A 25,482-nucleotide genomic window follows, 5' to 3' on the forward strand; every position below is an offset into this window, starting at 1 on the left:
TCCGCCTGATGTGTCCGGTCAGGCTGGCCGCACCAGAACGTGTTTTTTCTTGCCCAATGAAAGCTTTGCGACGTTTTCCGGACTGAGATCCTGAGGCGTCACCATGCGCCGATCGTCCGCCACCGGATGGTCGTTGAGGCGCACGGCGCCGCCCTGGATATGCCGGCGCGCCTCGCCGTTGGACCCGGCAAGGCCTGCGGTGACCAGCAGCGACAGGATGCCGATGCCGGCCCCCAGCGCCGCGCCATCCACCTCGACGGTCGGCAGGGTTTCGGCGGTCACGCCTTCCTCGAACGTCTTGCGCGCGGTTTCCTCGGCCGCGAGCGCCGCCTCGCGGCCGTGCACGATGGCCGTGGTTTCCGTCGCCAGCACCTTCTTGGCCTCGTTGATCTCGGAACCGCCAAGAGCGGCCAGCCGCGCGATCTCCGACAGCGGCAGGCGGGTGAAGATCTTCAGGAAGCGCTCGACGTCGGCATCCTCGGTGTTGCGCCAGTACTGCCAGAAATCATAGGGCGAAAAGAGATCGCCGTTCAGCCAGACCGCCCCCTTGGCCGACTTGCCCATCTTGGCGCCCGACGATGTCGTCAGAAGCGGTGTGGTCAGCGCGTAAAGCTGCGTCGTGCCCATGCGGTGGCCGAGATCGACGCCGTTGATGATGTTGCCCCACTGGTCCGAACCGCCCATCTGCAGCCGGCAGTCGTGGCGGCGGCTGAGCTCGACGAAGTCATAGCCCTGCAGGATCATGTAGTTGAATTCGAGGAACGACAGCGACTGTTCGCGATCGAGCCTGAGCTTCACGCTGTCGAAGGTGAGCATCCGGTTGACCGAGAAGTGGCGGCCGACATCGCGCAGGAACTCGACATAGTTGAGCTTCATCAGCCAGTCGGCATTGTTGACCATGATGGCGTCGTTGCCGGTGTCGCCGAAACGCAGGATGCGGCCAAAAATGCGTTTGATGCCTTCGATGTTGGTGGCGATCGCCTCGGGCGTCAAAAGGCTGCGCTGGTCGTCGCGGAAGGACGGATCGCCGATCATCGAGGTGCCGCCGCCCATCAGCGCGATCGGCCGGTGCCCGGTCTCCTGCATCCAGTAGAGCATGGTCGCCGAAATCAGATTGCCGATATGCAGACTGGTCGCGGTGGCGTCGTAACCGACATAGGCGGTCACCGTTTCCTTCGCGAAAAGTTGATCCAGCCCGGTCTCATCCGAGATCTGGTGGATGAAACCGCGCTCGCTCATGACGCGCAGGAAATCGGATTTGAAGGCGGACATTGTTTCTTCCCGAAAGCGCCGGGCCCCAACCGCCCGGCGTGATTTGAACGCGGGCGTTTAGCATCCAAGCGGCCGAAGCAAAAGTGGTTTCCGGTTTTGCGTCCGCAGAGACGGCATATGCTGCGCTGCCGCGCGTGCTTGCTTCATCGTGCCGGCTGGCGTAATGAGGCGCCGCGCCAACGGGGTTAGATCCGCTGGAACGGCACCGCACGGCATCCGCCAAAATGCCATATCCTGTGACAGAGCCCGACGCGACATATGCCGGACGCATTGATATCCATCGTCATTCCCTGCCGCAACGAAGCGGCGAACCTGCCGCTTCTGATCGACGAGATCGAGGCCGCGATGACCGGACGCGACTTCGAAATCATCGTCGTCAATGACGGTTCGACCGACGACACGGCTTCCGTGCTTGCCGCCGAGGCCGCCAAACGCCCGTTTCCGCTTCGTCAGCTGCGCCACGAAAAATCCGCCGGCCAGTCGCTTTCGGTGCGCTCGGGCGCCTGGGCGGCGCGCGGCGCCATCGTCGCCACCATCGATGGCGACGGCCAGAACGACCCCCAATATATCCCCGTGCTGGTTGACGCGCTGCGCCAGGCCGGGCCTGATGTCGGCGCCGCGCAAGGGCAGCGGCTGAAGCGCCGCGACAGCAAGATCAAGCAGCTGGCGTCGCGCTTCGCCAACTGGCTGCGTGGCGCGATCCTGCATGACGACACCCGTGACACCGGCTGCGGCCTGAAGGCGATCCACACCGATATCCTGCGCAAACTGCCGTTCTTCGACGGCACGCACCGTTTTGTTCCGGCGCTGGTCATCCAGGAAGGCTACCGCGTTGTCCACTGCGACGTCGTCGACCGCTCGCGGCGCCACGGCAAGTCGAATTACGGCATCTTCGACCGCGGCCTGCAAGGCGCGCTCGATCTCGCCGGCGTCTGGTGGCTTCGGCGCAGGCGCCGCAGGATGCCAAAGGTAGAGGAAATCACGCATGGCTAACGTGTTTCAGGAACTGGCGACCTGGCTGCATCAGGTTTTCATCAAGCAGTTCGATGCCTGGATCCTGCTCGGTTTCGTCGCCCAGTTCTTCTTCACCATGCGCTTCGTCGTGCAGTGGCTCGCTTCGGAAAAAGCCAAGCGCAGCGTGGTGCCGGTCGCTTTCTGGTTCTTTTCGCTGTTCGGCGGCGGCCTGCTGCTGATCTATGCCATCGTGCGCCAGGACCCGGTGTTCATCGCCGGCCAGGCCATGGGCATGCTGATTTATGTCAGAAATCTCTGGCTCATTGCCAATGAGCGCAAAGCAGCGGCGATGACAAAGGTCGATTGAAGAAAGTCTGGGGTCGACTGAAGAAGTCTGGGGTCGACTGAAGAACGTCTGGTCAAGGCAGGATCCGGTGGTCGCAATGAACAGGAACTACGTCCTGCTTTTCCTGTTCAGCCTGCTGCTGACGGCCAGTGGGCTGGCTTCGCTGCCGCCGATCGACCGCGATGAATCGCGTTTCGTCCAGGCCACCAAGCAGATGGTCGAAACCGGCGATTATGTCGACATTCGCTTCCAGGACATGTCGCGGTATCAGAAGCCGGTCGGCATCTACTGGCTGCAATCGGCGTCCGTGGCGCTGAGCGGCGAGGGGGCCGGGGCGCCGATCTGGGTCTATCGCCTGGTCTCGGCGCTGGGCATCGCCATTGCTGTCGTGGCGATCGCCTGGACAGGCACCAGTCTTTTCGGCGCCAATGCCGGCCTCGCGACCGGGCTGATCATGGCAGCGATCTTCGCCACCGCTTTCGAAGGCCGCGACGCCAAGACCGATGCCATGCTTCTGGCCTGCTGCGTCGCGGCGCAAGGCGCCCTGGCGCGGATCTACACCGCCTCGCGGCGAAACGAACCGGTGGCCGGCCATCTCTGGTGGATATTCTGGGTGGCGCAGGGCATTGCGATCCTGATCAAGGGACCGATCGCGCCTCTGTTGTCGGCGCTGACAATTGCCGCGCTGTTTGCTTTCGAGCGCGATGGGCGCTGGTTGAAAAACCTGAAAGTCGGCCGCGGCCTTTTGATCGTGCTGTTGATCGCACTGCCCTGGCTCGCGCTGATCACCTGGAAGAGCCACGGCGCCTTCCTGCAGCAAGCGGTCGGCAAGGACATGCTGGGCAAGGTCGCCTCCGGCGAGGAATCGCACGGCATCCCGCCCGGTTTCTATGTGCTGACCTATTCGCTGTTCATGTGGCCGTTCGGGCTGATCGCCGTCGGCGCCGGGCTGCAGGCGCTCAACCGTTTGCGTGACGATCCGCGCCTGCGCTTTTGCCTTGCCTGGTACATTCCGTTCTGGCTGGTGTTCGAGCTGATCCCGACCAAGCTGCCGCATTATGTGCTGCCGGCCTATCCCGGCATGGCGCTGCTGGTCGGCTGGCTTCTGACTCTGCAGCCTGAGGACGCCAATGCGCCGCTCAAGCGCTGGCAGTCATGGCTTTGGTGGTCGACCGCCTTCGGTCTTGGCCTGGTCAGCATCGGCCTGGCCGTTGTCTGCGTCGGCGCGCCGATCTATCTCGCCAAGGCATTCTCGTGGTGGAGCATCCCGGCCGCACTTGCCGCGCTTGTCACCGGCTATCTCGCCTTCCCACGCCGCTTGCAGGTGCCGCTGCCGCGCATCGGCGCAATCGCGGCTGGTGCCGGCATCACCCTTGGCTTGCTGTTCGGGATGATTGCGCCGTCGCTGAAGCCGATCTGGCTGAGCCCGGCGATCAAGGCCGCGGTCGACGCGAACCGTCCCTGCGACACGACCGTGCTTGCCTCGGCGCCCTATCACGAACCGAGCCTTGTCTTCCTGGTCGGAACCAGGACGATCCTGACCGATGTCGACGGCGTCGCCGCACACCTGCTCGGCGATCCGGCCTGCGCGCTCGGGCTGGCGCCTGTCGCCGACGAGAAGAAGCTGAACGACATGCTGGCGGTGCAAGGCAAGACGGCGAACCGTCTGGCCGAGATCGACGGCCTCAACTATTCCTCGGGCGACAGGCTGTCTCTTGGCCTCTACCGGGTGGCCAAGTGAAAACCCCAGTGACGCCACCTGTGGTGTTTCGCCGGTCGCGCGACAATCTCCTCGACACGATGCGGATCGTGCGGCGGCGCCTGGCGACGCGCCCGGCCCGCTACCCGAAAGTCCTGTGGTCGGTCTGGGCTGTGGCCTGGCTTGTGCTGACGATCGCGGTCTCGATCCGTTTTGACGACGCGGCAGGGGCGATGGTGCGGCAGTGGTCGCCGGGCTTCAAACGCTTCGCAGAATTTTTCACCGTCTTCGGCCTGGGCGGCTGGTATCTCATCCCGTCGGCAGTGGTGCTGCTTGCGGCGAATCTGACGGATTGGCGCAGTCTTTCCAGGCGCGCGCGGATGACCCTCTACAACTGGACCTCTTTCGCTTTCATAGTGGTGGGTTCGATCGCGGTGTCCGCCGTGGTTGTCAATGTGCTGAAATATGGCGTGGGAAGGGCCAGGCCGATGAATTTCAGCAAGCTCGGCGATCTGTCGCTGCATCCGTTTGCCATGGAGGCGAGCTTTGCCAGTTTCCCGTCGGGCCATGCCACGACGATGGGCGTCATCTTCGGACTGGCGTTGCTGATGTTACCGCAGCGCAAATGGGTGCTGCTGGCCGTGACCCTGGCTATCGCGTCGACCAGGATTTTTGTCGGCGCACACTATCCGAGCGACACCGTCGCCGGCTTCGGTCTCGGTTGTGCCGTTGCCATCGCTAGCGCGCTGGTCTTTACACGGCTGGGGTTTATCTTCCGCCATACTCCGATCGGATTGCCGGTTCCTAAAACGACGTTCCGGCTGTTCCGTCGGGCTCGCATACCAGACCGCAACGGCGCCCCGCGGCAAACGAATCTCGGCGTTGGTGCAACCCGGGCAAACCCTTGAATTGCCTCCGTCATTGCGTCCAGCCGAATACAGGCGCTGCGGCTATTGGCTGTCGATGCCGCCCCAGTTCCGCACCAGCCGTGCCATATCAGGCGCGCCGGCGGCTTCCTTCTCCAGCCCTTCGGCGACACCGACACGGTCGGCGACAGGGCGGTTCTGGCTGACCTTCCACTTGCCGCTGATCTCGACGATCTCGATCTCCAGCCCGATAATGCCCTTGATCTGCGACTGGATGAAGGTCGGCGGTGCGTCGGTCACCGCCCAGGGCTCATTGCGGTTGCCTTCCTGCGATAGCGTCAGCTCGGTGATCTGCTGTGCGATCCATTCCGCATCCTCGATCACCTTGACCGTTCCGCGCACCTGGACAATGGCATAGTTCCAGGTCGGAACGACTTTGCCGGTCTCGCGCTTGGTCTCGTACCAGGACGGCGTTACATAGGCGTCGGCGCCCTGGAAGACGACCAGCACGGGTAATGCCGGGTTGTCGGCCAACTGGCGCCATTGCGGGTTGGCCCTGGCCAGATGGGCGCGCAGCCTGCCGTTCGGCCCTGCCTCGGCATCGAGCAGGAACGGAATGGCGTTGGCGATCGGGCCGTCAGCGCCGTTGGAGATCAGCAATCCCAACGGGTGCGAGCGGATCAGCCCGTGCAGGACGTCTTGGCGCGTCTCTACGAAATGAGGAGGTTGGTACATGATCGGTCACGCCTTCTTCGGCTTCCAGAACCCGGCATTCTGCACCGTTCAGGCCGGCCGTGCCACATGTCAGGCGCGCTGTTCATATGGATCAGCGGAAACGGCATTCGCGCCCGTCACGGGCGCGAATGTGCATGGCACAACATCCGACTGGCAGGGCCAGGCCTCTTAGCGCAGCCGCTTCGGCCGCGGATCGGACAATTCGCCGGCCAGTCGCCGGTCGAGATAGTCGGCGCATTCCTCGAGCAGCAGGTCGGCGTCGTTGGCGAAGAAGTGGTTGGCGCCGGGCAAGGTCTTCTGCGTGATGGTGATGCCCTTTTGCGTGTGCAGCTTGTCGACCAGGCCTTGCACGTCCTTGGGCGGCGCAACCTTGTCGGCGTCGCCATGGATGATCAGGCCCGATGACGGGCAGGGCGCCAGGAACGAGAAATCGTAGGTGTTGGGCTGCGGCGCGATCGAGATGAAACCCTCGATCTCGGGCCGGCGCATCAGAAGCTGCATCCCGATCCACGAGCCGAAGGAGTAGCCGGCGACCCAGCAGCTCTTGGAATCCGGATGCAGCGACTGCACCCAGTCCAGCGCCGCGGCCGCGTCCGACAATTCACCGGTGCCGTGGTCGAATTCGCCCTGGCTGCGGCCAATGCCGCGGAAATTGAAGCGCAGCGTGGTGAAATCGCGCTTCTGGAACATATAGAAGAGGTCATAGACGATCTTGTTGTTCATCGTGCCGCCGAATTGCGGATGCGGATGCAACACGATGGCGATCGGCGCGCTCTTTTCCTTGGAAGGCTGGTAGCGGCCCTCCAGGCGGCCGGCCGGACCGGTGAAAATGACCTCAGGCATAAAATACTCCACGTGGCATAAGAATGCGCGGCGCCCGGAACAACTCTTTCCTCTGGCCTTGACGCAGGGCGAGCGTCTTCTTAGAAGCTAGTTTAGAATTGTTCAAAACTGGATGGCCAGCCGTGACGGCCCGGCCATCCCCGCCGCAAGCCGCGTAAATAGGACGTCTTGCCTTGCAATTTCAAGGAAATAACGCGCTATCCCTGCGGAATGGGTTTTGACGGGATCGATTGAGCGAAAATGGCCGCAACACGCGCCTATCTCGACTACAATGCCAGCGCGCCGCTCATCCCCGAGGCGCGCGAGACGATGATTGCGTCGCTCGATCTCGTCGCCAATCCGTCGTCGGTGCATGCCGAGGGCCGCGCGGCGCGCCGGCTGATCGAGAACGCCAGGCGCGACGTGGCGCTGCTGGTCAACGCGAAACCCGAACATGTCGTCTTCACCTCCGGCGCGACCGAGGCTGCGTCGACGCTTTTGACGCCGGATTGGCAGATGGGCCGTGGCACGGTGCGCATGAGCCGGCTCTATGTGTCCGAGGCCGATCACCCGTGCCTGCTCAATGGCGGCCGTTTTCCCACTGCGCCGGTGACGCGGATCGGCGTCGATGCCAACGGCATCGCCAATCTCGCTCAACTGACGGCGGCGCTCGGTGCTCACGACAAGGCCGACGGCCTGCCGCTGGTGGCCATCCACGCCGCCAACAACGAGACCGGTGTCATCCAGCCGGTCGAGGCCATCGCTGCAATCGTCAAGGCAGCGGGCGGCATTCTGGTGGTCGACGCGGTGCAGGCGGCGGGTCGCATTTCCATCGATATGTCAGCGCCTTACGCCGACTATTTGATTCTGTCCTCGCACAAGATCGGCGGCCCCAAGGGCGTAGGCGCGATTGTCGCCGCGGCCGATCTGATGATGCCGAAGCCGCTGATCAATGGCGGCGGCCAGGAAAAGGGCCATCGCGGCGGCACGGAAAACCTGGCGGCGATTGCCGGTTTCGGCACGGCGGCGCGCCAGGCTCTGGTTGGATTGCAGGGCATGGACGCGATTGCGCAGCGCCGCGACGAGGTCGAGGCGATCATCAAAACGTTGGTGCCGGACGCAGAAATCTTCGGAACCGGCGCGCCAAGGCTTGCCAATACGACATTCTTCGCTATTCCCGGCGTCAAGGCCGAGACGGCGCAGATCGCTTTCGATCTGGCGGGCGTCGCGCTGTCTGCGGGATCGGCCTGCTCGTCGGGCAAGGTCGGTCCAAGCCATGTGCTGAAAGCCATGGGTTATGGCGAAAGCCTCGGCGCTTTGCGCGTGTCCATCGGCCACGCGACGAGCGCTGGGGATATCGAACTGTTTCGTACTGCGCTGGCGGGGATTGCCCAGCGCCGGGCGGGCAGGGAACAAGCCGCCTGAGGCGGTGGGGAGCATTGGACCGAAAAGTGTGCAAGCGGTTTTCGGACGATCCAATGCTCAAAGAAAGACCATTCAGGCCTTATGGCCTGGTAGAGCCGTGCGTTGAGAAGTGGCCGGGTGAATTCCCGGTCGAGACGCACTATATGGAACTTACGCCGCCTTCGGCGCCTCACGGGGCAGCCTTGGCGATGCCATAGTTTGAAAACTGTCGGGCCTTGACCCCGGCGTGGATGGAGAACGCTTATGCCTGCTGTGCAGGACACGATCGATCGGGTCCGAAAGATCGACGTCGACCAGTACAAATACGGATTCCAGACAGAGATCGCGATGGACAAGGCCCCCAAGGGCCTGAGCGAAGACATTATTCGCTTCATCTCGGCCAAGAAGGATGAACCGTCCTGGATGCTGGAATGGCGTCTTGAAGCCTATCGGCGCTGGCTGACGCTGGAAGAGCCGACCTGGGCGCGCGTCCACTATCCCAAGATCGACTTCCAGGACCTCTATTACTACGCGGCGCCCAAGAGCACGCCCGGCCCGACGTCGCTCAGCGACGTCGATCCCGAGCTCTTGAAGGTCTACGAGAAGCTCGGCATTCCGCTCAGGGAACAGGAAATCCTCGCCGGCGTGCAGAAGACCGACGTGTCCGATCTCGAGGAGCCCAGCGACAACGTCTACAAGTCGGGCCGTGTCGCCGTCGACGCCGTGTTCGATTCCGTCTCCGTCGTCACCACCTTCAAGAAGGAGCTGGCGCAGGCCGGCGTCATCTTCTGCTCGATCTCGGAAGCCATCCGCGAGCATCCCGAACTGGTGCAGAAGTATCTTGGCTCGGTCGTGCCGACCTCCGACAATTTCTACGCCACGCTGAATTCGGCTGTCTTCACTGACGGCTCGTTCGTCTTCGTGCCCAAGGGCGTGCGCTGCCCGATGGAGCTGTCGACCTATTTCCGCATGAACGAGAAGAACACCGGCCAGTTCGAGCGCACGCTGATCATCGCCGAGGAGGGGGCTTATGTCTCCTACCTCGAAGGCTGTACGGCACCGCAGCGCGACGAGAACCAGCTGCATGCCGCCGTCGTCGAACTGGTGGCGCTCGATGACGCCGAGATCAAATATTCGACGGTGCAGAACTGGTACCCCGGCGACGCCGAGGGCAAGGGCGGCATCTACAATTTCGTCACCAAGCGCGGCGACTGCCGCGGCGACCGTTCGAAGATCTCGTGGACACAGGTTGAGACCGGTTCGGCCATCACCTGGAAATATCCGAGCTGCATCCTGCGCGGCGACGATTCCTCTGGCGAGTTCTATTCGATCGCCGTGTCGAACGGTTATCAGCAGGTCGACTCAGGCACCAAGATGATCCATCTCGGCAAGAACACGTCGAGCCGCATCATCTCCAAGGGCATCGCCGCCGGCTTCTCGCAGAACACCTATCGCGGCCAGGTCTCGGCGCACCGCAAGGCGACCAACGCCCGCAACTTCACCAATTGCGACAGTCTGCTGATCGGCGACCAGTGCGGCGCGCACACCGTGCCCTACATGGAAGCCAAGAACTCGACGGCGCAGTTCGAGCATGAGGCGACGACGTCGAAGATTTCCGAAGACCAGAAGTTCTACGTCATGCAGCGCGGCATTCCTGAGGAAGAGGCGATCGCGCTGATCGTCAACGGCTTCGTCAAGGATGTCATTCAGCAGCTGCCGATGGAGTTCGCGGTCGAGGCGCAGAAGCTGATCGGCATCAGCCTCGAGGGCTCGGTCGGCTGACCGGACAAGATATTCAGGAAAGAAAAGAATGCTTGAAATCAGAAACCTGCATGCCCGCATCGTCGATGACGGCACCGAGATCATCCGCGGCCTCAACCTGACGGTGAAAGCCGGCGAGGTCGCCGCCATCATGGGCCCGAACGGCTCGGGCAAGTCGACGCTGTCCTACATCCTCGCCGGCCGCGAGGATTATGAGGTCACCGAAGGCGACATCCTCTACAACGGCCAGTCGATCCTGGAAATGGATCCGGCCGAGCGCGCCACTGCCGGCATCTTCCTCGCCTTCCAGTATCCGATGGAGATACCAGGCGTCGCGACCATGGAATTCCTGAAAGTGGCGATGAACGAGCAGCGCAAGGCGCGCGGCGAGGAACCGCTGAAGATCCCGGAATTTCTGAAGCGGGTGAAGGAAGCGGCGGCTTCGCTCAACATGGACATGGCGATGCTGAAGCGGCCGCTCAATGTCGGCTTCTCCGGCGGCGAGAAGAAGCGCGCCGAGATCCTGCAGATGAAGCTGCTCGAGCCGAAACTCTGCGTGCTCGACGAGACCGATTCCGGCCTCGACATCGATGCGCTAAAGATCGTCTCCGACGGCGTCAATGCGCTGCGCTCGCCCGACCGCGCCATCATCGTCATCACCCATTACCAGCGCCTGCTCGAGCACATCGTGCCGGACAGTGTGCACGTCCTCTACAAAGGTCAGGTGATCAAGTCCGGCGACAAGTCGCTGGCGCTCGATCTCGAGGCCAATGGCTATGCCGGCGTGATCGGCGAAGCCGCGTGAGATGCCAGAGGCGAAGCTTATGAACATGCACTCGACACCCCAGCGCACCCAGGCTGAAACCGCGCTGATCGACGCCTTCGGCGAGCGGCTGTCGCTGCTGCCGGGCGACGGCGCGGTGACGCTGAAGCGCGACGACGCCATCGAGGCGATCAAGCACGGCCTGCCGACCCGGCGCCTGGAATCCTGGCACTATACGGACCTGCGCCGGCTGCTGACGACGGTGCCGGCTTTCGATTCCACGGCCGCCACCAAGGCGCTCGCGCCTATCGTCGAAGGCTCCGCCGTCCTGGCCGTGCTGAACGGCGTCTCGAATGCGAAATTCCCCGCCATCGAGGGCGTGACCGTCCAGCGCCTGTCGGAAAAGCTGACCGATGGCTCGATTGCACCAGGCCTCGACCCCTATGGCAGCGATGACGCCATCGGTGCGCTGAACACCGCCTTTGTCGCCGACGGCTATTTCGTCGACATCGCCGATGGCGCAGCACTGGAAAAGCCGATCGAATTGCAGAACCTGCAGGCCGGCGGCCAGGCCCATGTGCGCTTCCCCGTGCGTGTCGGCGCCGGCGCCAAAGCTGCTATCGTCGAGCGTCAGGCCGGCGAGGGGGCGGCACTGGGCAGTTCGGTCAGCCAGCTGGTGCTCGGCGAAGGCGCCGAGGTAACCTGGCTGATCGTGCAGGAACAGCCGGAAACGGCCACGCATCTTGCCCAGTTCAAGGCGCATCTCGGCAAGAATTCGAAGCTGACGCTGTTCTTCATGAATGCCGGCGGCAAGCTCGTGCGCCAGGAGATCGTGGTTCGGACAACGGGCGAAGGCGCCGACTTCAAGCTGCGCGGCATCAACCTTCTGGCCGGCGACACCCATACCGACGTGACCATGGTGCTCGACCATGCCGTGCCGCACACGACCTCGACGGAAGTGATCCGCAATGTGGTGACCGGCAAGGCGCGTGGCGTCTTCCAGGGCCGTATCAACGTCCATCAGTATGCGCAGAAGACCAACGCCAAGATGGCCTGCAACACGCTGCTGCTGTCGGACGACGGTGAGTTCTCGACCAAGCCGGAGCTGGAAATCTTCGCCGACGACGTCGTCTGCGGCCACGGCGCCACCGTCACCGAGATCGACCACAACCACCTGTTCTATCTGATGGCGCGCGGCATCGACGAAAAGAGCGCGCGTGGTCTGCTGGTAAAGGCGTTCGTCGCCGAAGTGATCGAGGAACTGGACGACGAGACGATCGTCGAGGCCCTGGAAACAAGGCTGGACGAGTGGTTCTTGGCGCATGGGTAGCGCATGACCTTCTCCCCTTGTGGGAGAAGGTGGATCGGCGCGCAGCGCCGAGACGGATGAGGGGTGCGTGACGAAGTGAGGCGGTGCCTCAAGAGAGCTTGTAATGGACCAGAAAGTCGAAAACACCCCCTACGACGTCGAGGCAATCCGCCGCGACTTCCCGATCCTGTCGCGCGAAGTCTATGGCAAACCGCTCGTCTATCTCGACAATGGCGCCTCGGCACAGAAGCCGCAGGTGGTGCTGGATACGATCCAGCACGCCTATTCCCAGGAATACGCCAACGTCCATCGCGGCCTGCATTTCCTGTCCAACGCGGCGACCGATGCCTATGAAAAGGCGCGCGAGACGGTCCGTCGTTTTCTCAATGCACCAAGCACCGACAACATCGTCTTCACCTCGAACACGACGGCCGCCATCAACACCGTCGCCTACGGCTATGGCATGCCCAACATCGGCGCGGGCGACGAGATCGTGCTGTCGATCATGGAGCATCACTCCAACATCGTGCCATGGCATTTCATCCGCGAGCGGCAGGGCGCCAAGCTGGTCTGGGTGCCGGTCGACGATCTCGGCGTCTTCCATATCGAGGAATTCGAAAAGCGCCTGACCGACAAGACCAAGCTCGTCGCCATCACCCATATGTCGAATGCGCTGGGCACGGTGACGCCGATCAAGGAGATCGTGCGCATCGCCCATGCCCGTGGCATTCCGGTGCTGGTCGACGGCAGCCAGAGCGCCGTGCATATGCCGATCGACGTCCAGGACCTCGACTGCGACTTCTTCGTCTTCACCGGCCACAAGGTCTATGGCCCCTCCGGCATCGGTGTGCTCTACGGAAAGAAGGACATTCTCTCGGGCATGCGCCCCTTCATGGGCGGCGGCGAGATGATCGAGGAGGTGACGGAAGACATCGTCACCTACAACGACCCACCGCACCGTTTCGAGGCCGGCACGCCGCCGATCGTCCAGGCGATCGGTCTCGGTGCAGCGCTGGAATACATGGAAAAAATCGGCCGCGAGCGCATCGCCGCGCATGAGACCGATCTCAAGACCTATGCGCATGAGCGGCTGCGCGCGATCAACTCGCTGCGCGTCTTCGGCGACGCGCCGGGCAAAGGCGCCATCATTTCCTTCGAATTGCAGGGTATTCATGCCCATGACGTGTCGATGGTGATAGACAGGCAGGGCGTGGCGGTCCGCGCCGGCACCCATTGCGCCCAGCCGCTGTTGAAACGCTTTGGCGTAACCTCCACATGCAGGGCATCGTTCGGCATGTATAATACCAGGGCCGAAGTCGACGCTTTGGCCGAAGCGCTTGAAAAAGCGCGCAAGTTCTTTGGATGACGACCATGGATGATGCGAGCCACACCACAGAGACCGCGCCGGAAGCAGCCATCAATCCGCTAGTTTCCGCTTCGACCATTCCGGCCGATGAACTGGCGCGGCTGACCGACGATATCGTCTCGGCGCTGAAGACGGTCTATGACCCGGAAATCCCGGCCGACATCTACGAACTCGGCCTGATCTACCGGATCGACATCGAGGACGACCGCTCGGTCAAGATCGACATGACGCTGACCGCGCCCGGCTGCCCGGTGGCCGGCGAAATGCCGGGCTGGGTGGAGAACGCTGTCGGCGCCGTCGAAGGCGTGTCAGGCGTCGAGGTCAACATGACCTTCGACCCGCCCTGGTCGCCCGACCGCATGTCGGAAGAGGCGCAGGTGGCGGTCGGCTGGTACTAGCCCGGTAGAGACTGGCGCACTTGCACCAGTGGTAAAACTTCACCATTTTAGGTGAGGAATCATTCGGCAGGCCTTGAACCTGCATGGAATGGAAGAGGAAAAAGAATGGGACGCTTCGCCGTCATCACGATGACCGAAAAGGCCGCCGACCGGGTGCGCGAGATCGTTGCTACGCGTGACAACGCGCATGGCATTCGCCTCGGCATCAAAAAAGGCGGCTGCGCCGGCATGGAATACACGGTCGACCTGGTGACCGAGCCCAACACCAAGGACGACCACATCGAGCGCGACGGTGCCCATGTCTATGTCGCCCCGGAAGCGGCGCTTTTCCTGTTCGGCACCGAGATGGATTTCGAACAGACGACGCTGCGCACCGGCTTCACCTTCCACAACCCGAACCAGAGTTCGGCCTGCGGCTGCGGCGAATCGGTCGAGCTGAAGCCGGCGGATTTGAAGAAGCTGGCCGAAGCGCGCGAGTCGGCCTGATCTTCCCTCGCCCCGTTTACGGGACGACGAAGGCTACTTCACCCACATCTTCGTCCGCTTGTGCCAGTCGGCGATCGATTCCTCGGGATAGGCGTCGAACGCCTTGTCTTGTCTGCCGATCTCCGGCTCGACCCAGTTCGCTTTGTATTTCAGCATCAGATGCACCTTTTCCGGCGGCTTCGGCAGCTCGCTGTCGATCGCCGAGGCGAAAGGGTGCACCAGTTCCGGCCAGGTCGGATCGTAGAGCCACAGCGCCGAGCCGCATTTCTTGCAGAAATTGCGCTCGCCGGTCGAAATCTCGCACGTGGGGTGCTCGTCATCCTGGATCTCGGCGCGAAACACGCCGAGGTCGCGCTTCCCCTTGATCTTCAGTGTCTCGTAGTTGGCGCCGAGATTGATGGCGAAGCCGCCGCCGCCCTGCTGCTTGCGGCAGATCGAGCAGTAGCACAGCATGAACGGCACCGGCGTGTGGCTTTCCACCTCGAAATGGACGGCATCGCAGCGGCAGGACCCTTTGAGCAGAAGCGGCATGGCAAAACTCCGACGAATCTCGTTCTCAACCTGTCAGCATGGTTTTGGTTGCGGCGATGACAAGGCCAAATCCCGGTGACATGATCGCGGCATGGACAATGAACGCATCGCCGAACTGTTCGAGGGCCTCGGCCCGGTCTCGATCCGCAGGCTGTTCGGCGGCAAGGGCATCTATTTCGACGGTGTCATCGTCGCCATCGTGCTGCGCGGCGAATTGCTGCTCAAGGCCGACGAGCAAAGCGCGCCCGACTTCGAAGCCGCCGGCTGCAAGCAATGGACCTACACCGGCACCCGCCACGGCAAGCTGGTCGCGATGCCGTATTGGAGCATTCCCGACGACGCGTTTGATGATCCCGACGAGATGCGGGTGTGGGCGCGCCGGGCCTATGAGGCGGGACGGCGGGCGGGGAAGTAACGCCCAATAACTGGGAACGCTGGGCGGGACAGCACCCCCCTCTGGCCTGCCGGCCATCTCCCCCTCAAGGGGGGAGATTAGCAGCTTCTGTGCTCCGCTTCTCCGTTGAAGATTGGCGAAGGCCGCGATGACATCCAATCTCCCCCCTTGAGGGGGAGATGTCCGGCAGGACAGAGGGGGGTGTGAAGGATCGCGGCGGTCGCGCTTGGCATGCATTGCCGAACGCCAATCCCTACAGCGCCTTCGCGATCTTCGCCGCCAGCCGCGCATTGTTCTCGACCAGCGCAATGTTGGTCTTCAAACTCCGGCCGCCGGTCAGTTCGAGGATTTTTCCCAGCAGGAACGGCGTCACGGCCTTGCCGGTCACATTCTGCGCCTCCGCCGCCTTCTGCGCGGCCTCGATGTAGCCGGCCATCTCGTCGGCCGGGATTTCGTCATCCTGCGGCACCGGATTGGCGATCAGCATGCCGCCGCCGAGCCCCAGCGCCGCCCGGGTCTTGTAGAAATGCGCGATCTCTTCGGGCTTGTGCAGCGTCAGCGGCGCGCGGAAGCGCGACTGGCGCGACCAGAAGGCGGGCATGGTTTCGCAGCCATGGCCGATCACCGGCACGCCGCGCGTTTCCAGCACCTCCAGCGTCTTTTCGATGTCGAGGATGGCCTTGGCGCCGGCCGAGACGACGATGACCGGCGTGCGCGCCAGCTCGTCCAGGTCGGCCGAGATGTCGAAGCTTTTTTCCGCGCCTTTGTGGACGCCGCCAATGCCGCCGGTGGCGAACACCATGATCCCGACCATGTCAGCCGCGATCATGGTGGCGGCGACCGTGGTGCCGCCGGTGCGACCCTCAGCAACCGCAAAGCCGAGATCGGCGCGCGACAGCTTCATGGCGTCGCCGGTCATCGCCAGCGATTCGCGCTCGCCGTCGGACAGCCCGATCTTGATGCGGCCGGCAACCACGGCGATCGTCGCCGGCACCGCGCCATGGTCCAAAATGATCTTCTCGACATTGGCGGCCATGGCGCCATTGTCGGGATAGGGCATGCCATGGGTGATGATGGTACTCTCCAGCGCCACCACCGGCCGGCCGGCGGCAAGCGCGTCGGCCACCGGTGGGTGGATGTCGATGAAGGGGCGGGCGCTTTGCGGGGTCATGACGGTCTCCGGTCCGGCGCGCCGCCCGTCCCCTTGGACGGCGCGCTCCGGCAATGGCAATTGGCCGCCCTCATGCCATTTCCTGCGCGTCGGGCACAAGAGCCAGCGCCTCGGCAAAGGTCGCGGTGGTGAAGGCCGGCACCGCGTCCGCGCTTTCGATGGCGAGCGTTGCGGCGGCCACGCCTTCGCGCAGGGCCTGGCGCAGGGGCAGGCCGCGCAGCAGGGCAGCGATGGTGGCACCGGCCAGCGCATCGCCGGCGCCGGTGACGTCGGCGACCTTTCTCGGCGCCGGCGGCAGGATCGAGAAGGCGCCGGCTTCGTCGAAGCCCAGCACCGGGCCATCGCCGGCTGTCACCACGCCACTCCTGAGGCCGCTGCAGCGCAAACCGTCGACGGTCTCGCGCTCGGTGGCATTGGCGCCGACACCGGCCAGCACCATGGCCTCGCGCCGGTTCATGAAGACCTGCGCGAGCTCCTTCAGCACGGGTATCAGCCGCACCACCTTGGCTGGCGAAATGGCGATGGCGTAGACCGGCTTGCCGGCAGCGAGCCCCACCAGCCGCTCCAGCGCCGATGACGGCAGATTGGCGTCGCACAGCACCGCGTCGGCCTCGGCGACCACCTCGCGAACCTTGGAGCGGCGGAGCTGCTTGGGAAACGCCAGGTCGTAGAGCGCCATGTCGGCAAAGCCGGTGATCAGCTCCCCGTCGCGGTCTATGAGCGCGGTGTAGCTCGGCGTCGTGCGGTCGAGGAACACCGCCGACAGATCGGCAATGCCGGCATCTGCGATAGCGCGCGACACCGTCTCGCCCGCCGCATCGCCGCCGCGCATCGACATCAGCGAGGCCGAGACGCCCAGCCGCGCAAGGCTGCGCAGCGCGTTGAAGACGCCGCCACCGACATCCTCGCGCATCGTGCCGGGGTTGGACGCCGCCGGCACGTAGGCGCCCGACACCTGGCCGCGCCGGTCGATATGGGCGCCGCCCACCGCGAGGATTTTTGCAGATTTCACCATGCGGGCGATATGACCTTTGTTATTCGAACCATACAAGCGCTAGGCTGTGCGGCGGAGCTTCGCAGGCAAGCCAGCGATTCGGGCGGAGCCAAACCGCCGGAGCGCTTGGCCCAATGCGGGGCGCGCCCGAAAACCAAACCATGAGACAAAAAAAGAACAAATCCGGATAAAGATTGCTTTTCAGATATTTGACCCCTCTTGCCAAACGAGAACAAAAAAGGTACAAACTGGGGCAGGGATTACGGATTGTCCGGCCTTCATTGACGACCAAGGGGTGATGTATCATGGCTCAGAATTCTTTGCGGCTTGTAGAGGACAAAGCGGTGGACAAATCAAAGGCTCTGGACGCGGCGCTGTCGCAAATCGAGCGCGCCTTCGGCAAGGGCTCGATCATGCGGCTGGGCGCCAATGAGCAGGTCGTCGAGATCGAAACCGTGCCGACCGGATCGCTCGGCCTCGACATCGCGCTTGGCGTCGGCGGCCTGCCGCGGGGCCGCATCGTCGAGATCTATGGGCCGGAAAGCTCGGGCAAGACCACGCTGGCGTTGCACACAGTTGCCGAAGCTCAGAAGAAGGGCGGCATCTGCGCCTTTGTCGATGCCGAACATGCGCTGGACCCGGTCTATGCCCGCAAGCTTGGCGTCGACCTCGAAAACCTGCTGATCTCACAGCCGGACACCGGCGAGCAGGCGCTGGAGATTTGCGACACGCTGGTGCGTTCCGGCGCCATCGACGTGCTGGTGGTCGATTCGGTTGCGGCACTGACGCCGCGCGCTGAAATCGAGGGCGAAATGGGCGATTCGCTACCCGGCCTGCAGGCGCGTTTGATGAGCCAGGCGCTGCGCAAGCTGACCGCCTCGATCTCGCGCTCCAACACCATGGTTATCTTCATCAACCAGATCCGCATGAAGATCGGCGTCATGTTCGGTTCGCCAGAAACCACGACCGGCGGCAACGCGCTGAAATTCTACGCTTCGGTGCGTCTCGACATCCGCCGCATCGGCTCGGTCAAGGACCGCGACGAGGTCGTCGGCAACCAGACCCGCGTCAAGGTGGTCAAGAACAAGCTGGCACCGCCCTTCAAGGTGGTCGAGTTCGACATCATGTATGGCGAGGGCGTGTCCAAGACCGGCGAACTGGTCGACCTCGGCGTCAAGGCCGGCGTGGTCGAGAAGTCAGGCGCCTGGTTCTCCTACAATTCGCAGCGCCTCGGCCAGGGCCGCGAGAACGCCAAACTGTTCCTGCGCGACAATCCCGACACGGCGCGCGAGATCGAACTGGCGCTCAGGCAGAATGCCGGGCTGATTGCAGAAAAGTTCCTCGAGAATGGCGGCCCCGAGCGCGGCGAAGACGACGGCTTCGAGGAAGAATCCGGCGCCATGTAAGGCAGCTGCCAGAGTTCGGCCATAAATCCGGTCCATTATCTGATGCTTAAGTAACAGAGTTCCTTAGTATCGCGTTCCAAACCGCCGGCCTTCGCGCCGGCGGTTTTCGTTTTTGGGCAGGCGTGGAGCCGGCCTGGCGGCTGCAGGATTGGCCCAATTCCGTGTTTCTGGACAGGGTGAAGCCTGCCCGCTAAAAGGCCAAGTCGATCTTCTAAAAGCAGAGACCAGTTTCCGCCGGCCGTGCCGGCGGTTTTCGCGAAAAGGCAGCAGTCATGAGTGGCGTGAACGACATCCGGTCGACATTTCTCGACTATTTCCGCAAGGAAGGCCACGAGGTCGTCGCCTCAAGCCCGCTGGTGCCGCGTAACGACCCGACATTGATGTTCACCAATGCCGGCATGGTGCAGTTCAAGAACGTCTTCACCGGCCTGGAGAAGCGGCCCTATTCGCGCGCCACGACCGCGCAGAAGAGCGTGCGCGCCGGCGGCAAGCACAACGACCTCGACAATGTCGGCTACACCGCACGCCATTTGACCTTCTTCGAGATGCTCGGCAACTTCTCCTTCGGCGATTATTTCAAGGAGCGCGCCATCGAGCTTGCCTGGAACCTGATCACCAAGGAGTTCGGGCTGAACAAGGACAAGCTCTTGGTCACCGTCTATCACACCGATGATGAGGCGGCCGGCTTCTGGAAAAAGATCGCCGGCTTTTCCGACGACCGCATCATCCGCATCCCGACATCCGACAATTTCTGGGCGATGGGCGACACCGGGCCATGCGGTCCGTGCTCGGAGATTTTCATCGACCGCGGCGAGCACATCTGGGGCGGCCCTCCCGGCAGCCCGGAAGAGGATGGCGACCGTTTTCTTGAATTCTGGAACCTGGTGTTCATGCAGTATGAGCAGGTCACCAAGGAAGAGCGCATCGACCTGCCGCGGCCGTCGATCGACACCGGCATGGGCCTGGAGCGCATGGCGTCGATCCTGCAAGGCGTGGAGAGCGTCTTTGAAACCGATCTGTTCCGCCATCTGATCGATGCGGCGTCGTCGGCGCTCGGCCAGGGGCCCGACAAGGAGACGGTCGCCTCCTTCCGCGTCATTGCCGACCATTTGCGCTCGTCCTCCTTCCTGGTCGCCGACGGCGTGCTGCCGTCCAACGAAGGCCGCGGCTATGTGCTGCGCCGCATCATGCGCCGCGCCATGCGCCATGCGCAGCTGCTCGGCGCCAAGGAACCGCTGATGTGGAAGCTGGTGCCGGCGCTGGTGCGCGAGATGGGCCAGGCCTATCCCGAGCTGCTGCGCGGCGAACAGCTGATCACCGAGACGCTGAAGCTCGAGGAGACCCGCTTCCGCAAGACGCTCGTGCGCGGCCTCGGCCTGCTTTCGGAGGCGACCGAAACGCTGCATGCCGGTGACATGCTGGATGGCGAGACCGCCTTCAAGCTCTACGACACCTACGGCTTCCCGCTCGATTTGACGCAGGATGCGCTGCGCCAGCGCAGCATCTCGGTCGACCTTGCCGGCTTCACCCATGCGATGGAGCAGCAGAAGGCGGAGGCGCGCAAGCACTGGGCTGGTTCCGGCGATGCGGCCACCGAGACCATCTGGTTTTCGGTGCGCGAGCAGGCGGGCGCCACCGAATTCCTCGGCTACGAGACTGAAGCTGCGGAAGGCCTCGTCCAGGCGCTGGTCAAGGACGGCAAGACCGTCGACAGCGCCGGAAAGGGCGATGCGGTGGCGGTGGTCGTCAACCAGACGCCGTTCTATGGCGAGTCCGGCGGCCAGATGGGCGACACCGGCGTGATCTCCGGCGAGGGGTTCTCGATCGAGGTCTCGGACACGCAGAAGAAGGCCGACGGGCTGTTCGTGCATCTGGGCAAGGTGGTGAGCGGCACGGTCAAGACGGGTGCCGCGGTCGAGCTCAAGGTCGACCATGCGCGCCGCACCCGGTTGCGCGCCAACCACTCCGCGACGCATCTGATCCACGAGGCGCTGCGCGAGGTGCTGGGCACCCATGTCGCGCAGAAGGGCTCGCTGGTAGCGCCCGAGCGGCTGCGCTTCGATATCTCGCACAACAAGCCGATCTCGGCGGAAGACCTCGAAGAGGTCGAGCGCATGGCCAACGAAATCGTCGTCCAGAACAGCCCGGTGACGACGCGCCTGATGTCGGTCGACGACGCCATCGCCGAGGGCGCCATGGCGCTGTTCGGCGAGAAATATGGTGACGAGGTGCGCGTCGTGTCGATGGGCACCGGCCTGCATGGCGCCAAGGCCAACCGGCCCTATTCAGTCGAACTCTGCGGCGGCACCCATGTCCGGGCGACCGGCGATATCGGTCTGGTCCGCGTCGTCTCCGACAGCGCGGTCGCCGCCGGCGTGCGCCGCATTGAGGCGCTGACCGGGGAAGCCGCGCGCAAACATCTCGACGAGCAGGACAGGCGTCTGAAGGCGACGGCAGCCGTGCTGAAGATATCGCCGGCCGATGTGCCGGCGCGTGTCGAGACGCTGCTCGAGGAGCGCAAGAAGCTCGAAAAGGAACTGAGCGAGGCGCGCAAGAAACTGGCGCTGGGCGGCGGTGCTGCTGCAGGTGCTCCGTCCGAGAACGAGACGGTGGCCGGGGTCGGCTTCCTCGGCAAGGCGGTCTCCGGCGTCTCGCCAAAAGATCTGAAGCCGCTGGCCGATGCCGGCAAGACCTCGCTTGGCTCCGGTGTCGTGGTCTTTGTCGGCGCCGGTGAGGACAACAAGGCAAGCGTCGTCGTCGCCGTCACCGACGACCTCGTCGGCCGCTTCAGCGCCGTCGACCTGGTGCGCGTCGCCTCGGCCGCCTTGGGCGGGCAGGGCGGCGGCGGACGGCCTGATATGGCTCAGGCCGGCGGTCCGGATGCCTCGAAGGCCAATGATGCGATCGCCGCGGTCAGGGCGGCGGTGGAGGCAGCCTGATAGCCATCCCATGCCCGATCGTCCTGCCAAGAAGGTGCTCGTCCTCGGCGGCTATGGACTGATCGGCGAAGCCGTCGTCGAGCGCCTGCTTGGCGACGGGCATCAGGTAACCGGCCTGGGTCGCGATATCAGGGACGCCGAACGGCGCTGGCCTGCGGTGCGCTGGGTCGCGGCCGACATGGCCCGGCTGCTGGCCGCTGAAGACTGGCTGCCGCTGGTCGCCGGCTTGGATGCGGTGGTGAATGCCGCAGGCGCCTTGCAGGACGGCCCACGCGACCGCCTCGACGCCATCCATCGCGGCGCGGTCGTGGCGCTGGTCACCGCCTGCGAACAGGCCGGTGTCAGCCGCATCGTGCAGATCTCCGCCATCGGTGCCGATCCCACCTCATCAGATGCTTTCTTCAGCACCAAAGGTGAAGGCGACAGGGCCGTCGCAAACTCCTCGCTGGACTGGACCATCCTGCGCCCGGGCCTGGTGATCGCGCCCGCCGCCTATGGCGGCACGGCGCTTTTGCGCGCCCTTGCGGCCTTTCCCGGGTTCATTCCTGCCGTGATGGCGCGCCAGCCGATCCAGACCGTGGCCGGCACTGATGTTGCCGAAGCCGTATCGCATGGAGTTGCCGGATCCCTGCCGCCGCGTCTTTCCGTCGATCTCGTTGAAGCCGAGCCGCGCTCGCTCGCCGATGTGCTGGTTGCCTTCCGGGCCTGGCTCGGCCTGCCGCCTGCTCGTGTGGTGCCAATGCCGGCGTTTCTCGGCCGGATCGCGGGTGTCTTTGCCGATGGCCTTGGCCTGCTCGGCTGGCGATCGCCTCTGCGCAGCGCCGCCCTTGCCGCCCTGGCGCGCGGCGTGACCGGCAATGCCAAATCCTGGAACGAGATTTCGGATCAACAACTGCAGCCGCTGGAGGCAACGCTGGCCGCCATGCCCGCTCATGTCCAGGAGCGCTGGTTCGCCCGCCTCTGGCTGCTGAAACCGGCCGTGTTCGGTGTCCTCTCGCTGTTCTGGCTGATCTCCGGCATTGTCGGCTTTGCTAGGCACGATGCGGCTGCCGGCATTCTGGTCTCGCATGGTCTGTCGCCCACGCTCGCACTCGTAATGGTGCTGGCTGGAAGTGTCGCCGACATCGCTGTCGGCGCCGCAGTTCTCGTGCGGTCCTTGGCGCGCCTCGCGCTGCTGGGGATGATTGCCATTACCTTGGCTTATCTTGGCGCAGCAACCGCACTTGCGCCCGATCTGTGGCTCGATCCGTTGGGGGCGATGGTCAAGGCTGTTCCCGCACTGTGCCTTGCCCTGGTGGCCCTCGCGATATTGGACGAGCGATGAGCATGTGGGCCGACCTCCTGCGCTGGCTGCATATCATCGGCGCCACGGTTCTGTTCGGCACCGGCGCCGGCATCGCCTTCTTCATGCTGATGGCGCAGCGCACGGGTCGCGCCGACATCGTCGCCCATGTCGCCGGCACGGTCGTCATCGCCGACTCCGTTTTCACGGCGACCGCCGTCATCGTCCAGCCCATCACCGGCGTGCTTTTGGCGCAAGCAATCGGCTGGCCGCTCTCCGAGGGCTGGATCGTGCTGTCCCTGCTGCTCTATGTCGTGACCGGCCTGTTCTGGCTGCCGGTGGTCTGGATTCAGATCCGGATCCGCAACCTGGCGCGAAAGGCGGCCAGCGAAAACGCGCCGCTTCCGCCAGAGGAAAAGCGCCTGTTTCGCATCTGGTTTGCGCTCGGCTTCCCGGCTTTCGCCGCCGTGCTTGCCATTCTCTGGTTGATGGTCACAAGGCCGGCAATAGCGTTTTAGCCCGCCGTCATCTGCGGCTGCTCAATCGGCCTTTTCGGTCACGGCAACGGCCTGCCGGGTAGCAATTCGGTCCCACCAGGCCTGGATAGCGGCGAAGTCAGCGAGCAGCTTTTGCCCCTCGGGAGCCTTGAGGAAATAGGCGATGATGGCTGCTGCATGCAGGTCGGCCAGCGTCAGCAGATCGCCCAGCAACCAAGGCCCGGGCGCTTTGAGGGCGGTCAGTACTTTGAGCACCGTTTCGGCCTGGCGCAGTCCGTTGGAGATCAGCGCCTCGTCGGGCGCCTCCTTCTCCAGCCGCTCGACGGCGACATCCCAGACCATCGACCTGTAGCCATAGGCGTCGAGCATGCCGGTGATCTGGTTCACGGTTGCTCGGCCGTGCGGGTCTTTCGGCTGCAGCGCCGGACCGTCGAACGCCTCGTCGACATAGCGGGCGATTGCGCTGGTCTCGAACAGGCGAAAGCCGTCATGCTCGAAGGCCGGAATGCGGCCGAACGGGTGACGCTCCAGATACCAGGCCGGAATGCCCTCGGCCGCGAAGATGTCGAGAGGCACCAACTCATAGCCGACGCCTTTTTCCGCGAGCGTCAGCCGAGCGATGCGGACATAGACGCTGTAATCAGCGCCATAGAGGATCGGCTTGGTCATCGATCAGCCCTTCGCTGCTGCTCGCATTGTCGTCCAAAAAAGAAGGCTCATCTCGGAGCCTTCGTTGTCGGCTTATGCCATCGCCTTCTGCAGGTTCTCGTCGATCTTGTCGAGGAAGCCGGTGGTCGACAGCCAGGGTTGGTCGGGGCCGATCAGCAGCGACAGGTCCTTGGTCATGAAGCCGCTCTCGACCGTCTGGATACAGACCTTCTCCAGCGTGTCGGCAAACCGCTTCAATTCGGCATTGTCGTCGAGCTTTGCGCGGTGGGCGAGCCCGCGCGTCCAGGCGAAGATCGACGCGATCGAATTGGTCGAGGTTTCCTCGCCCTTCTGGTGCTGGCGGTAGTGGCGGGTGACTGTGCCGTGCGCGGCTTCGGCTTCCACCGTCTTGCCGTCCGGCGTCATCAGCACCGAGGTCATCAGGCCGAGCGAGCCAAAACCTTGCGCCACCGTGTCGGACTGCACGTCGCCGTCATAGTTCTTGCAGGCCCAGACATAGCCGCCAGACCATTTCAGGGCGGAGGCCACCATGTCGTCGATCAGCCGATGCTCGTACCAAAGCTTCTTCGACTTGAACTCGGCTTCGAATTCCTGCTCGTAGACTTCCTGGAAAATGTCCTTGAAGCGGCCGTCATAGGCTTTGAGGATGGTGTTCTTGGTCGAGAGGTAGACCGGATAATTGCGCAGCAGGCCGTAATTCAGCGAGGCGCGCGCGAATTCGCGGATCGAGTCGTCGAGATTGTACATGGCCATGGCGACACCGGCGCCGGGCGCGTCGTATACGTCATGCTCGATCACCTTGCCGTCCTCGCCGACGAACTTGATCGTCAGCTTGCCCTTGCCGGGGAAGCGGAAATCGGTGGCGCGGTACTGGTCGCCGAAGGCGTGGCGGCCGACGATGATCGGCTTGGTCCAGCCGGGCACCAGGCGCGGTACGTTCTTCATGATGATCGGCTCGCGGAAGATGGTGCCGCCGAGGATGTTGCGGATGGTGCCGTTCGGCGACTTCCACATCTTCTTCAGCTTGAATTCCTCGACGCGCTGCTCGTCGGGGGTGATCGTCGCGCATTTCACGCCGACGCCCCATTTCTTGATGGCGTTGGCCGAATCGATGGTCACCTGGTCGTTGGTGGCGTCGCGGTGCTCGACGCCGAGGTCGTAATATTCAAGCTTGAGGTCGAGATAAGGGTGGATCAGCTTGTCCTTGATGAACTGCCAGATGATGCGGGTCATCTCGTCGCCGTCGAGTTCGACGACCGGGTTCGCCACCTTGATCTTCGCCATGGAAAGAATGCCTCGTTCAACAAGTTGGGTGAGGCGGGTTGGCCCCGCCGTGACAGGAACCCCGCCTATAGCAAAGCGATCCCTGCGGTGCAAACCAGGTGCGGTGTCCAGACACCGGCGCCGCGGAAAATGCG

24 protein-coding genes are annotated in these 25,482 nt (G+C 63.6%); 16 read left to right on the plus strand and 8 right to left on the minus strand.

The genetic code is table 11. The features are described from left to right. Positions 1 to 18: 18 nt before the first annotated feature. On the minus strand, positions 19 to 1,272 hold the full coding sequence (tyrS, locus tag AC1DZ8_RS16295) for a tyrosine--tRNA ligase (RefSeq protein ID WP_477309253.1): 1,254 nt from the start codon (positions 1,270 to 1,272) through the stop codon (positions 19 to 21). A 258-nt stretch (positions 1,273 to 1,530) separates the two neighbouring features. Here tyrS and AC1DZ8_RS16300 point away from each other — a divergent pair, with 258 nt between their 5' ends. From AC1DZ8_RS16300 to AC1DZ8_RS16315, 4 genes are all read left to right on the plus strand, one after another. After that, positions 1,531 to 2,265, plus strand: a complete 735-nt coding sequence (locus tag AC1DZ8_RS16300; protein ID WP_477309254.1) for a glycosyltransferase family 2 protein — start codon at positions 1,531 to 1,533, stop codon at positions 2,263 to 2,265. Then, positions 2,258 to 2,593 (plus strand): lipid-A-disaccharide synthase N-terminal domain-containing protein, encoded by a 336-nt coding sequence (locus AC1DZ8_RS16305; RefSeq protein ID WP_142868074.1) that lies wholly within the window; start codon positions 2,258 to 2,260, stop codon positions 2,591 to 2,593. Before AC1DZ8_RS16300 ends, AC1DZ8_RS16305 begins: the two co-directional genes overlap by 8 nt. 76 nt (positions 2,594 to 2,669) lie before the next feature. Then, positions 2,670 to 4,313, plus strand: coding sequence for an ArnT family glycosyltransferase (locus AC1DZ8_RS16310; RefSeq protein WP_477309255.1), 1,644 nt, complete (start codon positions 2,670 to 2,672; stop codon positions 4,311 to 4,313). Positions 4,314 to 4,372: 59 nt separating this feature from the next. Next, positions 4,373 to 5,179: a phosphatase PAP2 family protein gene (locus tag AC1DZ8_RS16315; protein ID WP_477309256.1), complete on the plus strand. Its 807-nt coding sequence runs from the start codon at positions 4,373 to 4,375 to the stop codon at positions 5,177 to 5,179. A gap of 42 nt (positions 5,180 to 5,221) precedes the next feature. Here AC1DZ8_RS16315 and AC1DZ8_RS16320 read toward each other — a convergent pair whose 3' ends face one another. Both AC1DZ8_RS16320 and AC1DZ8_RS16325 read right to left on the minus strand, forming a co-directional pair. Beyond that, complete coding sequence (locus AC1DZ8_RS16320) at positions 5,222 to 5,872, minus strand: FMN-binding negative transcriptional regulator (protein WP_477309257.1); 651 nt, start codon at positions 5,870 to 5,872, stop codon at positions 5,222 to 5,224. A 168-nt stretch (positions 5,873 to 6,040) separates the two neighbouring features. Continuing rightward, positions 6,041 to 6,715 (minus strand): alpha/beta hydrolase, encoded by a 675-nt coding sequence (locus AC1DZ8_RS16325; RefSeq protein ID WP_023669128.1) that lies wholly within the window; start codon positions 6,713 to 6,715, stop codon positions 6,041 to 6,043. A gap of 240 nt (positions 6,716 to 6,955) precedes the next feature. Here AC1DZ8_RS16325 and AC1DZ8_RS16330 point away from each other — a divergent pair, with 240 nt between their 5' ends. The 7 genes from AC1DZ8_RS16330 (at position 6,956) to sufA (ending at position 14,181) form a co-directional block, all read left to right on the plus strand. Next, on the plus strand, positions 6,956 to 8,119 hold the full coding sequence (locus AC1DZ8_RS16330) for a cysteine desulfurase family protein (RefSeq protein WP_477309259.1): 1,164 nt from the start codon (positions 6,956 to 6,958) through the stop codon (positions 8,117 to 8,119). Between the two features lie 243 nt (positions 8,120 to 8,362). Further along, positions 8,363 to 9,880 carry a Fe-S cluster assembly protein SufB gene (sufB, locus tag AC1DZ8_RS16335; RefSeq protein WP_023684859.1) on the plus strand — a complete coding sequence of 506 codons (1,518 nt, stop codon included), beginning with the start codon at positions 8,363 to 8,365 and terminating at the stop codon, positions 9,878 to 9,880. Between the two features lie 28 nt (positions 9,881 to 9,908). Continuing rightward, positions 9,909 to 10,664, plus strand: a complete 756-nt coding sequence (sufC, locus tag AC1DZ8_RS16340; protein ID WP_477309260.1) for a Fe-S cluster assembly ATPase SufC — start codon at positions 9,909 to 9,911, stop codon at positions 10,662 to 10,664. Positions 10,665 to 10,683: 19 nt separating this feature from the next. Next, positions 10,684 to 11,952, plus strand: a complete 1,269-nt coding sequence (gene sufD / locus AC1DZ8_RS16345) for a Fe-S cluster assembly protein SufD (protein ID WP_477401203.1) — start codon at positions 10,684 to 10,686, stop codon at positions 11,950 to 11,952. A 103-nt stretch (positions 11,953 to 12,055) separates the two neighbouring features. Further along, the gene (locus tag AC1DZ8_RS16350; protein WP_477309262.1) at positions 12,056 to 13,297 is read left to right on the plus strand and encodes a cysteine desulfurase; all 1,242 of its coding nucleotides are present in this window, start codon (positions 12,056 to 12,058) and stop codon (positions 13,295 to 13,297) included. Positions 13,298 to 13,302: 5 nt separating this feature from the next. Next, positions 13,303 to 13,695, plus strand: a complete 393-nt coding sequence (locus tag AC1DZ8_RS16355) for an SUF system Fe-S cluster assembly protein (protein WP_192253517.1) — start codon at positions 13,303 to 13,305, stop codon at positions 13,693 to 13,695. Between the two features lie 105 nt (positions 13,696 to 13,800). Beyond that, positions 13,801 to 14,181, plus strand: coding sequence for a Fe-S cluster assembly scaffold SufA (gene sufA, locus AC1DZ8_RS16360; protein WP_477309263.1), 381 nt, complete (start codon positions 13,801 to 13,803; stop codon positions 14,179 to 14,181). A 33-nt stretch (positions 14,182 to 14,214) separates the two neighbouring features. On the opposite strand, the gene AC1DZ8_RS16365 is transcribed toward sufA, so the two are convergent. After that, on the minus strand, positions 14,215 to 14,712 hold the full coding sequence (locus AC1DZ8_RS16365) for a GFA family protein (RefSeq protein WP_477309264.1): 498 nt from the start codon (positions 14,710 to 14,712) through the stop codon (positions 14,215 to 14,217). Between the two features lie 91 nt (positions 14,713 to 14,803). On the opposite strand from AC1DZ8_RS16365, the gene AC1DZ8_RS16370 reads away from it, so the two are divergent. Next, on the plus strand, positions 14,804 to 15,127 hold the full coding sequence (locus AC1DZ8_RS16370; protein ID WP_477309265.1) for a TfoX/Sxy family protein: 324 nt from the start codon (positions 14,804 to 14,806) through the stop codon (positions 15,125 to 15,127). Between the two features lie 232 nt (positions 15,128 to 15,359). Here the strand turns inward: AC1DZ8_RS16370 and AC1DZ8_RS16375 are convergent, their stop codons facing one another. Both AC1DZ8_RS16375 and AC1DZ8_RS16380 read right to left on the minus strand, forming a co-directional pair. Next, positions 15,360 to 16,277 carry a pseudouridine-5'-phosphate glycosidase gene (locus tag AC1DZ8_RS16375; protein ID WP_477309266.1) on the minus strand — a complete coding sequence of 306 codons (918 nt, stop codon included), beginning with the start codon at positions 16,275 to 16,277 and terminating at the stop codon, positions 15,360 to 15,362. A gap of 70 nt (positions 16,278 to 16,347) precedes the next feature. Then, on the minus strand, positions 16,348 to 17,292 hold the full coding sequence (locus AC1DZ8_RS16380) for a carbohydrate kinase family protein (protein WP_477309267.1): 945 nt from the start codon (positions 17,290 to 17,292) through the stop codon (positions 16,348 to 16,350). A 284-nt stretch (positions 17,293 to 17,576) separates the two neighbouring features. Here AC1DZ8_RS16380 and recA point away from each other — a divergent pair, with 284 nt between their 5' ends. From recA to AC1DZ8_RS16400, 4 genes are all read left to right on the plus strand, one after another. Continuing rightward, complete coding sequence (recA, locus tag AC1DZ8_RS16385; protein WP_112561417.1) at positions 17,577 to 18,677, plus strand: recombinase RecA; 1,101 nt, start codon at positions 17,577 to 17,579, stop codon at positions 18,675 to 18,677. A 272-nt stretch (positions 18,678 to 18,949) separates the two neighbouring features. Next, on the plus strand, positions 18,950 to 21,616 hold the full coding sequence (gene alaS, locus AC1DZ8_RS16390) for an alanine--tRNA ligase (RefSeq protein ID WP_477309268.1): 2,667 nt from the start codon (positions 18,950 to 18,952) through the stop codon (positions 21,614 to 21,616). Between the two features lie 10 nt (positions 21,617 to 21,626). After that, the gene (locus AC1DZ8_RS16395; RefSeq protein WP_477401207.1) at positions 21,627 to 22,940 is read left to right on the plus strand and encodes an SDR family oxidoreductase; all 1,314 of its coding nucleotides are present in this window, start codon (positions 21,627 to 21,629) and stop codon (positions 22,938 to 22,940) included. A 2-nt stretch (positions 22,941 to 22,942) separates the two neighbouring features. Further along, positions 22,943 to 23,416: a DUF2269 family protein gene (locus tag AC1DZ8_RS16400; RefSeq protein ID WP_477309275.1), complete on the plus strand. Its 474-nt coding sequence runs from the start codon at positions 22,943 to 22,945 to the stop codon at positions 23,414 to 23,416. A gap of 21 nt (positions 23,417 to 23,437) precedes the next feature. Here AC1DZ8_RS16400 and AC1DZ8_RS16405 read toward each other — a convergent pair whose 3' ends face one another. Together AC1DZ8_RS16405 and AC1DZ8_RS16410 are read right to left on the minus strand one after the other, a co-directional pair. Further along, positions 23,438 to 24,064, minus strand: coding sequence for a glutathione S-transferase family protein (locus AC1DZ8_RS16405; RefSeq protein ID WP_477309270.1), 627 nt, complete (start codon positions 24,062 to 24,064; stop codon positions 23,438 to 23,440). 72 nt (positions 24,065 to 24,136) lie between these two features. After that, the gene (locus AC1DZ8_RS16410) at positions 24,137 to 25,348 is read right to left on the minus strand and encodes an NADP-dependent isocitrate dehydrogenase (protein WP_477284648.1); all 1,212 of its coding nucleotides are present in this window, start codon (positions 25,346 to 25,348) and stop codon (positions 24,137 to 24,139) included. Positions 25,349 to 25,482: the final 134 nt, after the last annotated feature.

The sequence above is a fragment of the Mesorhizobium sp. P2_F7 genome (assembly GCF_056403695.1).

What these genes read in the sequence shown, in the direction of transcription:
- AC1DZ8_RS16355 (WP_192253517.1), top strand. Translation starts at nt 13,303, where the DNA reads ATGGATGATGCGAGCCACACCACAGAGACCGCGCCGGAAGCAGCCATC.
- AC1DZ8_RS16330 (WP_477309259.1), top strand. Translation starts at nt 6,956, where the DNA reads ATGGCCGCAACACGCGCCTATCTCGACTACAATGCCAGCGCGCCGCTC.
- AC1DZ8_RS16310 (WP_477309255.1), top strand. Translation starts at nt 2,670, where the DNA reads ATGAACAGGAACTACGTCCTGCTTTTCCTGTTCAGCCTGCTGCTGACG.
- AC1DZ8_RS16350 (WP_477309262.1), top strand. Translation starts at nt 12,056, where the DNA reads ATGGACCAGAAAGTCGAAAACACCCCCTACGACGTCGAGGCAATCCGC.
- recA (WP_112561417.1), top strand. Translation starts at nt 17,577, where the DNA reads ATGGCTCAGAATTCTTTGCGGCTTGTAGAGGACAAAGCGGTGGACAAA.
- sufA (WP_477309263.1), top strand. Translation starts at nt 13,801, where the DNA reads ATGGGACGCTTCGCCGTCATCACGATGACCGAAAAGGCCGCCGACCGG.
- sufC (WP_477309260.1), top strand. Translation starts at nt 9,909, where the DNA reads ATGCTTGAAATCAGAAACCTGCATGCCCGCATCGTCGATGACGGCACC.
- AC1DZ8_RS16410 (WP_477284648.1), bottom strand. Translation starts at nt 25,348, where the DNA reads ATGGCGAAGATCAAGGTGGCGAACCCGGTCGTCGAACTCGACGGCGAC.
- alaS (WP_477309268.1), top strand. Translation starts at nt 18,950, where the DNA reads ATGAGTGGCGTGAACGACATCCGGTCGACATTTCTCGACTATTTCCGC.
- sufB (WP_023684859.1), top strand. Translation starts at nt 8,363, where the DNA reads ATGCCTGCTGTGCAGGACACGATCGATCGGGTCCGAAAGATCGACGTC.
- AC1DZ8_RS16320 (WP_477309257.1), bottom strand. Translation starts at nt 5,872, where the DNA reads ATGTACCAACCTCCTCATTTCGTAGAGACGCGCCAAGACGTCCTGCAC.
- AC1DZ8_RS16395 (WP_477401207.1), top strand. Translation starts at nt 21,627, where the DNA reads ATGCCCGATCGTCCTGCCAAGAAGGTGCTCGTCCTCGGCGGCTATGGA.
- AC1DZ8_RS16365 (WP_477309264.1), bottom strand. Translation starts at nt 14,712, where the DNA reads ATGCCGCTTCTGCTCAAAGGGTCCTGCCGCTGCGATGCCGTCCATTTC.
- AC1DZ8_RS16405 (WP_477309270.1), bottom strand. Translation starts at nt 24,064, where the DNA reads ATGACCAAGCCGATCCTCTATGGCGCTGATTACAGCGTCTATGTCCGC.
- AC1DZ8_RS16300 (WP_477309254.1), top strand. Translation starts at nt 1,531, where the DNA reads ATGCCGGACGCATTGATATCCATCGTCATTCCCTGCCGCAACGAAGCG.
- sufD (WP_477401203.1), top strand. Translation starts at nt 10,684, where the DNA reads ATGAACATGCACTCGACACCCCAGCGCACCCAGGCTGAAACCGCGCTG.
- AC1DZ8_RS16380 (WP_477309267.1), bottom strand. Translation starts at nt 17,292, where the DNA reads ATGGTGAAATCTGCAAAAATCCTCGCGGTGGGCGGCGCCCATATCGAC.
- AC1DZ8_RS16400 (WP_477309275.1), top strand. Translation starts at nt 22,943, where the DNA reads ATGTGGGCCGACCTCCTGCGCTGGCTGCATATCATCGGCGCCACGGTT.
- AC1DZ8_RS16315 (WP_477309256.1), top strand. Translation starts at nt 4,373, where the DNA reads ATGCGGATCGTGCGGCGGCGCCTGGCGACGCGCCCGGCCCGCTACCCG.
- tyrS (WP_477309253.1), bottom strand. Translation starts at nt 1,272, where the DNA reads ATGTCCGCCTTCAAATCCGATTTCCTGCGCGTCATGAGCGAGCGCGGT.
- AC1DZ8_RS16305 (WP_142868074.1), top strand. Translation starts at nt 2,258, where the DNA reads ATGGCTAACGTGTTTCAGGAACTGGCGACCTGGCTGCATCAGGTTTTC.
- AC1DZ8_RS16370 (WP_477309265.1), top strand. Translation starts at nt 14,804, where the DNA reads ATGGACAATGAACGCATCGCCGAACTGTTCGAGGGCCTCGGCCCGGTC.
- AC1DZ8_RS16375 (WP_477309266.1), bottom strand. Translation starts at nt 16,277, where the DNA reads ATGACCCCGCAAAGCGCCCGCCCCTTCATCGACATCCACCCACCGGTG.
- AC1DZ8_RS16325 (WP_023669128.1), bottom strand. Translation starts at nt 6,715, where the DNA reads ATGCCTGAGGTCATTTTCACCGGTCCGGCCGGCCGCCTGGAGGGCCGC.